The following is an 11,165-nucleotide window of genomic DNA, read 5'->3' as shown; positions in this document are numbered from 1 at the left end:
GCCCAGGCCCGGCCCGAGTACGGGCACAGCGTTCACGTGGACGTACGGGGGCTGCACCCGAAGCCCCCGTCCTCGCACGGCATATCCATACGCTCGGTCAACTTCCCCGACCGTTACTGGCGGGTGCGCGACGGTTACGTGCGTCTGGACCAGATCGGCTCGGGCCCCGAGCAGCGCGAGGACGCCACCTTCCAGCGCGTCGCCGGCCTCGCCGACTCCTCCTGCTACTCCTTCACCACCGCGGACGGCCGCTATCTGCGCCACCGCAGCTTCGTCCTGGTCGCGAACTCGAACGACGGCTCGTCCCTCTTCCGCAAGGACGCCACGTTCTGCCCCCACTACTGGTCCGCGTCCGGCACGCTCACGCTGGAGTCGGTCAACTACCCGGGCCGCTTCCTGCGCCACCGCAACTTCCAGCTCCGCCTGGACCCCTATGAGAACAGCCACATGTACCGCTCGGACGCGTCGTTCCAGATGGTGGCCGGGCTGGACTGAGCACATGCGTGAGGGCGGCGCCCGGTCCGGGTGCCGCCCTCACGTGCGTCGGTGGATCAGTGGATCCCAGACTCAGTGGATCCCAGACTCAGTGGATCTCAGACGTTGAACCCGAGAGCCCGCAGCTGCTCGCGTCCGTCGTCCGTGATCTTGTCGGGGCCCCACGGGGGCATCCACACCCAATTGATGCGCAGTTCGTTCACGAGGCCGTCCGTGGCGGACTTCGCCTGGTCCTCGATGACGTCCGTCAGCGGGCAGGCCGCCGACGTCAGGGTCATGTCGAGCGTCGCGATGTTCGCGTCGTCGATGTGGATGCCGTAGATCAGGCCGAGGTTGACGACGTCGATGCCCAGCTCGGGGTCGACCACGTCGTACAGCGCCTCACGGACCTCTTCCTCAGAGGCCGGCTTCATCTCAACGGTCTCGCTCATGCCGTCGTCTCCTTCTCGGCGTCGGCTCCGCCCAGTACCTGGGCCGTCGCGTCCTTCCAGGCCATCCAGCTCAGCAGGGCGCACTTCACCCGGGCCGGGTACTTGGACACCCCGGCGAACGCGACCGCGTCCTCCAGGATCTCCTCCATCGCGTCGTCGGGTTCGAGCTTCCCCTTGGACTGCATCAGCTCCAGGAAGGTCTCCTGGATCTTCCGCGCGTCGGAGAGGTCCTTGCCGACGAGGAGGTCGTTCAGTACGGACGCGCTCGCCTGGCTGATCGAACAGCCCTGGCCCTCGTACGAGACGTCCTCGATCGTGGTGCCGTCGTACTTCACGCGCAGTGTGATCTCGTCACCGCACGTCGGGTTGACGTGGTGCACCTCGGCGTCGCCATCCCGCAAGCCCCGCCCGTGCGGGTTCTTGTAGTGGTCCAGGATGACTTCCTGGTACATGGAGTCCAGTTTCACCGTTCAGCACGCCCCTCAGCCGAAGAAGTTCCGTACGTGCTCCAAGCCGTCGACCAGCGCGTCGATCTCGGCCGACGTGGAGTACAGATAGAACGACGCTCGCGTGGTCGCAGGAATTCCGTAGCGGAGGCAGACCGGCCGTGCGCAGTGGTGGCCGACCCGGACCGCGATGCCCTGCTCGTCGAGGACCTGGCCCACGTCGTGCGGGTGGATGTCCCCGAGGGTGAAGCTGATCGCCGCGCCGCGCTCCTCGGCCGTGGTCGGGCCGATGATCCGCAGGTCGGGGACCTCCGCCAGCCGCTTCACCGCGTACTCGGTGAGTGCGTGCTCGTGGGCGAGGATCTTGTCCATGCCGATCGAGTCGAGGTAGTCGATCGCCGCGCCGAGTCCGACCGCCTGGGCGATCGGGGGCGTGCCCGCCTCGAACTTGTGGGGCGCCGGGGCGTAGGTCGAGGAGTGCATCGACACCGTCTCGATCATCTCGCCGCCGCCGAGGAACGGAGGCAGGTCCTCCAGCAGCTCCTGGCGGCCCCAGAGGACGCCGATGCCGGTCGGAGCGCACATCTTGTGGCCGGTGAAGGCCACGAAGTCGGCCTGCAGGGCCTGTACGTCCAGCGGCATGTGCGGCGCGGCCTGGGAGGCGTCGATGCACACCAGCGCACCGACCTCCTGGGCGCGGCGCACGATCGCCTCGACCGGGTTCTGCGTGCCGAGGATGTTGGAGACCAGCACGAAGGAGACGATCTTCGTCTTCTCCGTGATGACCTCGTCGATGTTCGACAGGTCGAGGCGGCCGTCGTCGGTCAGGCCGAACCACTTCAGCTTCGCGCCGGTGCGCTGCGCGAGCAGCTGCCACGGCACGATGTTGGAGTGGTGCTCCATCTCCGTGATGACGATCTCGGTCTCGGAGTCCACGCGGTAGGGCTCGTCGGCCCAGCCCAGCATGTTCGCCACGAGGTTGAGCGACTCCGAGGCGTTCTTGGTGAAGATCACCTCGTCGCGGCTCGGCGCGTTGATGAACTCCGCGACCTTGTCGCGCGCTCCTTCGTACAGCGCCGTGGCCTCCTCGGCGAGCACATGCACACCGCGGTGGACGTTGGCGTTGTAGCGCTCGTAGTACTCGCTCAGGGCGTCCAGCACCTGGCGCGGCTTCTGGCTGGTCGCCGCGTTGTCCAGGTACACGAGCTTCCGGCCTTCGTGGACCTGGCGGTCCAGGATGGGGAAGTCCTTGCGGATCGCCTCTGTGTCGAGGAGGCCCGGCAGCAATGTCACGCGGATGCGCCACCCTTCGTGTCGGCCCCGTCGTGCTTCGCGTAAGCCTCGTAGCCCTCGTTCTCCAGCTTGTCGGCGAGCTCGGCGCCGCCGGACTCGACGATCCGGCCGCCGGAGAACACGTGCACGTGGTCGGGCTTGATGTAGCGGAGGATGCGCGTGTAGTGCGTGATCAGCAGGGTGCCGACCTCGCCCGTCTCGCGGACGCGGTTCACGCCCTCCGACACGACGCGCAGGGCGTCGACGTCCAGACCGGAGTCGGTCTCGTCGAGGATCGCCATCTTCGGCTTGAGGAGCTCCAGCTGGAGGATCTCGTGGCGCTTCTTCTCACCGCCGGAGAAGCCCTCGTTGACGTTGCGCTCGGCGAAGGCCGGGTCCATGTTGAGGCGCTCCATGGCCTCCTTGACCTCCTTCACCCAGGTGCGCAGCTTGGGGGCTTCGCCGCGGATGGCGGTGGCGGAGGTGCGCAGGAAGTTCGACACGGAGACACCCGGCACCTCGACCGGGTACTGCATCGCGAGGAACAGGCCGGCGCGGGCGCGCTCGTCGACGGACATCTCCATGACGTCCTCGCCGTCGAGGGTGACGGTGCCGCCGGTGATCGTGTACTTCGGGTGACCCGCGATGGAGTAGGCGAGGGTCGACTTGCCGGAGCCGTTGGGGCCCATGATGGCGTGCGTCTCGCCCTGCTTCACGGTGAGGTCGACGCCCTTGAGGATCTCCTTCGTGGCGTTGTCGGCCTCGACGGTGACGTGCAGGTCTCGGATTTCAAGCGTTGCCATGGATGCCTCAGGACTCCTGGGTGAGGGAGACGAGCACGTCGTCCCCATCGATCTGTACGGGGTAAACGGAAACGGGGCGCGTCGCCGGAAGGGCGTCGGGCTTGCCGGAGCGGAGGTCGAAGCGCGAGCCGTGCAGCCAGCACTCGATGTGGCAGTCGTCGACCTCGCCCTCGGCCAGGGAGACGTTCGCGTGCGAGCAGATGTCGTGGATCGCGAACACCTCGCCCTCGGTCTGCACGATGGACAGGGGCGTGCCGTCGAGTTCCACCCGCTTCGGGGTGTCCTCCTCCAGCTCGCCCAGTCCACAGGCGCGTACGAAGGTCATGCGACCGCCGCCTCCAGCTCCTCCTCGATCTTGGCGATCAGGCGCTCCTCGATGTCGGGGAGGCCGATCTGCTGGACCAGCTCGGCGAAGAAGCCGCGGACCACCAGCCGGCGGGCCTCCTGCTCCGGGATGCCGCGGGCCATGAGGTAGAAGAGCTGCTCGTCGTCGAAGCGGCCGGTCGCCGAGGCGTGGCCGGCGCCGACGATCTCGCCGGTCTCGATCTCGAGGTTCGGTACGGAGTCCACGCGCGCCCCGTCCGTGAGGACCAGGTTGCGGTTCATCTCGTACGTGTCCGTGCCCTCGGCCTTGGCCTCGATGAGCACGTCGCCGATCCACACCGCGTGCGCGTCCTCGCCCTGGAGCGCGCCCTTGTAGACGACGTTGGACTTGCAGTGCGGGACGTTGTGGTCGACCAGGAGGCGGTGCTCCTGGTGCTGGCCCTGGTCGGTGAAGTACAGGCCGAACAGCTCGGCCTCGCCGCCGGGACCGGCGTACTGCACGCGCGGGTGCAGCCGGACGACGTCGCCGCCGAAGGTGACGACGACCGACTTGAAGGAGGCGTCGCGGCCCACGAGCGCGTTGTGCTGGGCGACGTGGACGGCCTTGTCGTCCCAGTCCTGGACGGAGACGACGGTGAGCTTGGCGCCGTCGCCCAGGAGGTAGTCGACGTTGGCGGCGAGCACGGAGTCACCGGTGTGGTCGATGACCACGACGGCCTCGGCGAAGGCGCCCAGTTCGATCACCTGGTGGCCGAAGGCGGTGCCGCCCTCGCCGTGCACCGAGATGCGGATGGGCTCGGTGAGGACGGTCTCCTTGGGGACGGTCACGACTCCGGCCTTCTCGAACGCCGAGTAGGCCTGGGCGGCGACGCGGTCCACCGGGGTGCCGGCCTTGCCGAGTCGCGCGTCGTCGCGGCCGACGGCCTCGACGGTGACGCCCTCGGGGGCCTGGACGTCGACCTTCACGCCGTTGCCGTTCGCGACGGCGGTGCCGTCGTGCAGGCCGCGCAGGCGCTCCAGCGGGGTGAACCGCCACTCCTCCTCACGGCCGTGCGGGACGGGGAAGTCCGCCACGTCGAAGGAGGCGGGCGCGCTCATGCGCGTGGCGACGGTCGACTCCGCGGCGACCGCGATCGAGCCCGCGGTGGTGGATCCCACGGGGATGTTCTGGGCCTCAGCCATGGCTGTCGTAGTGCTCTCTTTCCTGAGGGGGACGTCTGCTGTCGAGGGGACGGGTCAGCCGACCGCGCCCTCCATCTGCAGCTCGATCAGCCGGTTGAGCTCCAGCGCGTACTCCATGGGGAGCTCCTTGGCGATGGGCTCGACGAAGCCGCGCACGATCATCGCCATGGCCTCGAACTCGGTCATGCCGCGGCTCATCAGGTAGAAGAGCTGGTCCTCGGAGACCTTGGAGACGGTCGCCTCGTGGCCCATGGACACGTCGTCCTCGCGGACGTCCACGTAGGGGTAGGTGTCCGAGCGGGAGATGGTGTCGACGAGCAGCGCGTCGCAGAGCACGTTCGACTTGGAGCCCGGGGCGCCCTCGCCGATCTCGATCAGACCGCGGTAGGAGGTGCGGCCACCGCCGCGCGCGACGGACTTCGAGACGATGTTGGACGACGTGTTCGGCGCCATGTGGACCATCTTGGCGCCCGCGTCCTGGTGCTGGCCCTCGCCGGCGAAGGCGATGGACAGGGTCTCGCCCTTGGCGTGCTCGCCCATCAGGTAGACGGCCGGGTACTTCATCGTCACCTTGGAGCCGATGTTGCCGTCGACCCACTCCATGGTCGCGCCCTCGTAGGCGACGGCGCGCTTGGTGACCAGGTTGTAGACGTTGTTCGACCAGTTCTGAATGGTCGTGTAGCGGCAGCGGGCGTTCTTCTTGACGATGATCTCGACGACTGCGGAGTGCAGCGAGTCCGACTTGTAGATCGGGGCGGTGCAGCCCTCGACGTAGTGCACGTAGGCACCCTCGTCGACGATGATCAGGGTCCGCTCGAACTGGCCCATGTTCTCCGTGTTGATACGGAAGTAGGCCTGGAGCGGGATCTCCACGTGGACGCCCGGCGGCACGTAGATGAAGGAGCCGCCCGACCACACGGCGGAGTTCAGCGACGCGAACTTGTTGTCGCCGACGGGGATGACCGTCCCGAAGTACTCCTTGAAGAGCTCCGGGTGCTCCTTCAGCGCGGTGTCGGTGTCGAGGAAGATGACACCCTGCTCCTCCAGGTCCTCACGGATCTGGTGGTAGACGACCTCCGACTCGTACTGGGCGGCGACACCGGCGACGAGGCGCTGCTTCTCCGCCTCGGGGATGCCGAGCTTGTCGTACGTGTTCTTGATGTCCTCGGGCAGGTCCTCCCAGGACTCCGCCTGCTTCTCCGTGGAACGCACGAAGTACTTGATGTTGTCGAAGTCGATGCCGGAGAGGTCGGAGCCCCAGTTCGGCATGGGCTTCTTCTCGAAGAGGCGCAGGCCCTTGAGGCGGAGCTTGGTCATCCACTCCGGCTCGCTCTTCTTGGCGGAGATGTCCCGGACGACGTCCTGGTCGATGCCGCGTTTGGCAGAGGCGCCGGCCGTGTCGGAGTCGGCCCAGCCGTACTCGTACTTGCCCAGGCCCTCGAGCTCGGGGTGGGCAGTCTCCGTGGGGAGAGTCATGCGGGGTTCCTCCCGGCCGTGCTTGCAGATGCGTTGTGGGAAATCTTGGGGATGAACGTCGTGCAGACGCCGTCGCCGTGCGCGATGGTGGCGAGCCGCTGTACGTGCGTACCGAGCAGTTCGGCGAAAAATTCCGTCTCCGCCTCGCACAGTTGCGGGAACTGCTCGGCGACGTGCGCGACCGGGCAGTGGTGCTGGCAGAGCTGCTCACCCTTCTGCGGGTGAGGCGCGCTGCGCGCCGTAGCAGCGTACCCGTCGGCACTCAGGGCCTTGGCCAGCGCTTCGGCCCGTTTCTCGGGCGGGACGCCCTCGACCGCGCGGCGGTAGGCGCCCGCCTGTGCGGCGATCCTGGCGCGGGCGAAGGCGGCGATCGCCTCGTCGCCTCCCTCGCGGTCGGCGATCCAGCGCAGAGCGTCCCCCGCGAGCGTGTCGTACGACTGGTCGAAGGCGTCCCGGCCACAGTCCGTCAGGGCGAACACCTTGGCCGGCCGGCCGCGGGTCCGCGCGCCGTACACCCGCTGCTCGCGCGCCTCCACGACACCGTCGCCCGTGAGGGCGTCGAGGTGCCGACGCACGGCCGCCTGGGTGAGGCCCAGCCGCTCGGCGAGCTCGGCGACGGTCGAGGGGCCGTGGTCCAGGATGGACCGCGCGACCCGGTTGCGGGTGGACCGCTCCCCGGTCGCCAGCTCCTCGTGAGGTGCCTCGCCGACGTTTTTCACAACGCCATTGTTGCGTAATTCATCCGGACCCGGCAAGCCGCGTGTGCCGCGCACCACGGTGCCCTGCGTCACTTAGGTGAACCTAATCCGACCTGCGGAAACGATCTCTGATCGATCAAAGAGGTGGCATGGGGCAGCCGCATCGGGGACACTCCGGAACCATGCCCACACCCCCTCCGACCGGCCCTCTTGTCACCCGCGAGACGCTCCGGACGCAGCTCGGCGAACTCGGTGTACAGCCCGGCGAGACCCTTCTCGTGCACTCCTCGCTCAGCGCCCTCGGCTGGGTCAACGGCGGCGCTGTGGCGGTGGTGCAGGGACTGCTCGACGCGCTCGGCCCCGAGGGCACACTCGTGGTCCCCACCCAGACCGGCGACCTGTCCGACCCGGCCCTGTGGAGCAACCCGCCCGTACCCCCGGAATGGTGGGCGGCCATCCGTGCCACCATGCCCGCCTACGACCCGCGGACCACGCCCTCCCGCGGGGTCGGCGTCGTCCCGGAGACGGTGCGGACCTGGCCCGGCGCCCTGCGCAGCGCGCACCCGCAGACCTCGTTCGCGGCACTCGGCCCGCGCGCGGCGGAGGTACTCGACGGGCACGCACCCGACTGCCGGCTCGGCGAGCGCAGCCCGCTGGCGAAACTGGAGGCGATGGGCGCCCGGGTGCTGCTGCTCGGCGCCGGCTACGCCTCCTGCACGAGCTTCCACCTGGCCGAGTACCGGATACCGTCCCCGCTCGTCGCCGTGGGCCGCCCGGACCCGGAGGGCTGGGAGACCGTGACCGAGGTGTCGATCAGCTCGGACCGTTTCGACGAGCTGGGCTACGACTTCGAACGGGACCGTCCCGTCGTGCGCGGCAAGGTCGGGGCCGCCGAGGCGCGGCTGTTCCCGGTGAAGGACGCGGTGGACTACGCCGAACGGTGGCTCGCGGTGCACCGGCCGCGCGAGGAGGAGTAGCCGCACCCCCCGGTCCGGGCCCCCGCGCGCCTACCTAGACTCTGGACCCATGCGAAGTGAGCCCGTGGTCCAGGTCCAGGCCCTGGTGAAGCGGTACGGCACGAAGACCGCGGTGGACGGGCTCGACCTGGTGGCCCGGGCGGGTGTGACCGCCGTGCTCGGTCCCAACGGGGCGGGCAAGACGACCACCGTCGAGACCTGCGAGGGGTACCGGAAGCCGGATTCCGGCACGGTGCGCGTCCTGGGCCTCGACCCGGTGAGACAGTCCACCGACCTGCGGCCCCGTATCGGCGTGATGCTCCAGTCCGGCGGCGTCTACTCGGGCTCCCGGGCCGACGAGATGCTCCGCCACGTCGCCAGGCTGCACGCGCACCCGCTGGACGTGGACGCGCTGATCGAGCGGCTGGGGCTCGGCTCCTGCGGCCGTACGACGTACCGGCGGCTGTCCGGCGGGCAGCAGCAGCGGCTCGCACTGGCCATGGCCGTGGTCGGGCGACCGGAACTGGTCTTCCTCGACGAGCCCAGCGCCGGGCTCGACCCCCAGGCCCGCCACGCCACCTGGAACCTCGTCCGGGACCTGCGCGCGGACGGCGTCTCGGTGATCCTCACCACCCACTCCATGGACGAGGCCGAGCAGCTCGCCGACGACGTGGCGATCATCGACGCCGGCCGGGTCATCGCCCACGGCTCCCCGGAGGAGCTGTGCCGGGGCGGCGCCGAGAACACGCTCCGCTTCACGGGCCGGCCCGGCCTCGACGTGGGCTCGCTGCTGAAGGCCCTGCCCGCCGACTGCTCGGCCGCCGAGCTGACGCCGGGTTCCTACCGGGTGGCCGGCAAGGTCGACCCGCAACTGCTCGCCACGGTCACCTCCTGGTGCGCCCAGCACGGCGTGATGCCGGAGCGGATCTCGGTCGAGCGCCACACCCTCGAAGACGTCTTCTTGGAGCTCACCGGCAAGGAGCTGCGCTCATGACCGTCACCGGCACCGGGATGTACACGCCGAGGCCCGGCGCGGCCCCGCTCCCCCGCATGATCGCGGCCCAGGCCGCGCTAGAGACGAAGATGCTGCTGCGCAACGGCGAGCAGCTGCTGCTGACCGTCGTCATCCCGACGCTGCTCCTGGTGCTCTTCAGCACCGTGGACATCGTCGACACCGGCGCCGGTGCGGCGGTCGACTTCCTCGCGCCCGGCATCCTCGCGCTCGCGGTGATGTCGACCGCGTTCACCGGCCAGGCCATCGCCACCGGCTTCGAGCGCCGCTACGGCGTGCTGAAGCGGCTGGCCTCCTCGCCCCTGCCCCGCTGGGGCCTGATGACGGCGAAGACGCTGTCGGTCCTGGTCACCGAGGTGCTCCAGGTGATCCTTCTCACGGTGATCGCCTTCGCGCTCGGCTGGTCGCCGCAGGGCAATCCGGTCGCGGTCCTGCTGCTCCTGGTCCTCGGCACGGCGGCCTTCTCGGGGCTGGGCCTGCTGATGGCCGGGACGCTGAAGGCCGAGGCGACGCTCGCCGCGGCCAATCTGGTGTTCCTGTTGCTGCTCGTCGGCGGCGGGGTCATCGTGCCGCTGGACAAGTTCCCCGCCGGCGCGCAGGACGTGCTGGGCCTGCTGCCGATCGCGGCCCTGTCCGACGGGCTGCGGGACGTGCTCCAGCACGGCGCCGGGATGCCCTGGGGCGACCTCGGGATCCTGGCCGTCTGGGCGGTCGTGGGGCTGGCGGCGGCCGGGAAGTTCTTCCGCTGGGAGTAGGAGGGTGTCCTGTGACGGACCCTCGTGAACGCGTGCACAAGCGGCGGCCTACGATGGTCGGCGTGCCAAACGTGACCCGCGCCGACGCCAAGGCCGCCCTGCGCAACCCGCTCGCCTTCATCGCCGAGCGCTGGACCCCGGAACCCCGGACGGTCCGGCGCGCGGCCCTCACCGCGCTGCTGATGTCGGTGATCATCGTCGTCACCGGTGGCGCCGTGCGGCTGACCGGCTCGGGCCTGGGCTGCCCGACCTGGCCCAAGTGCACCGACGACTCGCTCACTGCCACCAGCGAGATGGGCTTCCACGGCGCCATCGAGTTCGGCAACCGCATGCTGACGTACGTGCTGTGCGCCGCCGTCGGCTGGGCGATCATCGCCGCGCGGTCGCAGAAGCCGTCCCGGCGCGGTCTGGTCCGGCTGGGCTGGGCGCAGTTCTGGATCGTGATGAGCAACGCGATCCTCGGCGGCATCGTGGTGCTGGTCGGCCTCAACCCGTACACGGTGGCGGCGCACTTCGTGGCGACGTCGGCGCTCATCGCGGTGGCCACGGTGATGTGGCAGCGCACCCGGGAGGGCGACGCGGCACCGCGCCCGCTGGTCGGCAAGGCCGTGCAGCAGCTGGTGTGGTTCCTGGTCGCGGCGGCCGTCCTGCTCATCCTGGTCGGCACGGTCGTCACCGGCGCGGGCCCGCACGCGGGCGACTCCAGCGAGGTCGAGCGGATGCCGGTCGATTGGGAGACGGTGAGCAAGCTGCACGCCGTGCTGGCGTGGATCGTGGTGACGCTGACGTTCGCCCTGTGGTTCGTCCTCAAGGCGGTCGACGCGCCCAAGAACCCGCTGAACCGCACCCGTGAGCTGTTCCTGATCCTGCTCGCGCAGGGCGTCATCGGCTACGTCCAGTACTTCACGGACCTGCCCGAGGTCCTGGTCGGCCTGCACATGCTCGGCTCGGCCGTGATGTGGATCTGGGTGCTGCGGGTGGTGCTGTCGCTCCGGGAGCGACCCGAGCTCACGGCCGACGTGCCGGGCCCCGCGGCCGAGGCGTCCCTGACCCAGGCCTAGCCCTACGCCCGAGCCCGACCGAGGCCCAGGGGTGTCCGGTCCGCGAAGTCCCGCCTGCCCGCGACGCCTAGTGCCGCGGCAGGCAACGTTCGCCCCGTCACGACGCCCGGCACGCTCCCCCACGCTCTCGACTCCGCTCGAGCAGGGGGTACCCCCACACGCCGCACCGGCCGAAACCCCAAGTACGTCCAGTACGAGGGCTTCCGGCCGGCACGCCGAGAGCACGCACCAAACGCCGCTCCTCAACGGGCAAA

Annotated in this window: 13 protein-coding genes; 5 read left to right on the top strand and 8 right to left on the bottom strand. The window is 69.5% G+C overall.

Annotated elements, in window-relative coordinates; all coding sequences use genetic code 11:
- A partial coding sequence (locus ABZ281_RS19320; protein WP_356657007.1) for an AbfB domain-containing protein occupies positions 1–495 on the top strand: 495 nt, incomplete at its 5' end.
- Positions 496–593: 98 nt separating this feature from the next.
- On the opposite strand, the gene ABZ281_RS19315 is transcribed toward ABZ281_RS19320, so the two are convergent.
- From ABZ281_RS19315 to ABZ281_RS19280, 8 genes are read right to left on the bottom strand one after another with little or no spacing between them, the layout of a single operon-like run.
- Positions 594–926: a metal-sulfur cluster assembly factor gene (locus tag ABZ281_RS19315; RefSeq protein ID WP_102911749.1), complete on the bottom strand. Its 333-nt coding sequence runs from the start codon at positions 924–926 to the stop codon at positions 594–596.
- On the bottom strand, positions 923–1,393 hold the full coding sequence (sufU, locus tag ABZ281_RS19310) for a Fe-S cluster assembly sulfur transfer protein SufU (RefSeq protein ID WP_030852662.1): 471 nt from the start codon (positions 1,391–1,393) through the stop codon (positions 923–925). The genes ABZ281_RS19315 and sufU overlap by 4 nt, the downstream gene beginning before the upstream one ends.
- 15 nt (positions 1,394–1,408) lie before the next feature.
- A complete protein-coding gene (locus tag ABZ281_RS19305; RefSeq protein ID WP_356657004.1) occupies positions 1,409–2,665 on the bottom strand; it encodes a cysteine desulfurase in 1,257 nt (418 codons plus the stop codon).
- Positions 2,662–3,447 carry a Fe-S cluster assembly ATPase SufC gene (gene sufC / locus ABZ281_RS19300; protein WP_356657002.1) on the bottom strand — a complete coding sequence of 262 codons (786 nt, stop codon included), beginning with the start codon at positions 3,445–3,447 and terminating at the stop codon, positions 2,662–2,664. The genes ABZ281_RS19305 and sufC overlap by 4 nt, the downstream gene beginning before the upstream one ends.
- A 7-nt stretch (positions 3,448–3,454) precedes the next feature.
- Positions 3,455–3,772: a non-heme iron oxygenase ferredoxin subunit gene (locus ABZ281_RS19295; protein WP_356657000.1), complete on the bottom strand. Its 318-nt coding sequence runs from the start codon at positions 3,770–3,772 to the stop codon at positions 3,455–3,457.
- On the bottom strand, positions 3,769–4,953 hold the full coding sequence (gene sufD, locus ABZ281_RS19290) for a Fe-S cluster assembly protein SufD (RefSeq protein ID WP_356656998.1): 1,185 nt from the start codon (positions 4,951–4,953) through the stop codon (positions 3,769–3,771). Before sufD ends, ABZ281_RS19295 begins: the two co-directional genes overlap by 4 nt.
- 54 nt (positions 4,954–5,007) lie before the next feature.
- Positions 5,008–6,429 carry a Fe-S cluster assembly protein SufB gene (sufB, locus tag ABZ281_RS19285; RefSeq protein ID WP_356656996.1) on the bottom strand — a complete coding sequence of 474 codons (1,422 nt, stop codon included), beginning with the start codon at positions 6,427–6,429 and terminating at the stop codon, positions 5,008–5,010.
- Positions 6,426–7,148: an ArsR family transcriptional regulator gene (locus ABZ281_RS19280; protein ID WP_356656994.1), complete on the bottom strand. Its 723-nt coding sequence runs from the start codon at positions 7,146–7,148 to the stop codon at positions 6,426–6,428. The genes sufB and ABZ281_RS19280 overlap by 4 nt, the downstream gene beginning before the upstream one ends.
- A 161-nt stretch (positions 7,149–7,309) precedes the next feature.
- On the opposite strand from ABZ281_RS19280, the gene ABZ281_RS19275 reads away from it, so the two are divergent.
- From ABZ281_RS19275 to ABZ281_RS19260, 4 genes are read left to right on the top strand one after another with little or no spacing between them, the layout of a single operon-like run.
- A complete protein-coding gene (locus tag ABZ281_RS19275) occupies positions 7,310–8,104 on the top strand; it encodes an AAC(3) family N-acetyltransferase (protein ID WP_356656992.1) in 795 nt (264 codons plus the stop codon).
- Positions 8,105–8,153: 49 nt separating this feature from the next.
- Complete coding sequence (locus ABZ281_RS19270) at positions 8,154–9,077, top strand: ABC transporter ATP-binding protein (protein WP_356656990.1); 924 nt, start codon at positions 8,154–8,156, stop codon at positions 9,075–9,077.
- On the top strand, positions 9,074–9,850 hold the full coding sequence (locus ABZ281_RS19265; protein WP_356656988.1) for an ABC transporter permease: 777 nt from the start codon (positions 9,074–9,076) through the stop codon (positions 9,848–9,850). The genes ABZ281_RS19270 and ABZ281_RS19265 overlap by 4 nt, the downstream gene beginning before the upstream one ends.
- 53 nt (positions 9,851–9,903) lie before the next feature.
- Positions 9,904–10,911 (top strand): COX15/CtaA family protein, encoded by a 1,008-nt coding sequence (locus ABZ281_RS19260; protein WP_356656986.1) that lies wholly within the window; start codon positions 9,904–9,906, stop codon positions 10,909–10,911.
- Positions 10,912–11,165 lie beyond the last annotated feature (254 nt).

It is taken from the genome of Streptomyces sp. NPDC006265, assembly GCF_040613555.1.
Classification (GTDB): domain Bacteria; phylum Actinomycetota; class Actinomycetes; order Streptomycetales; family Streptomycetaceae; genus Streptomyces.
The sequence above is the reverse complement of the archived record's forward strand: the minus strand, read 5'-3'. Positions and strand labels throughout refer to the sequence as shown.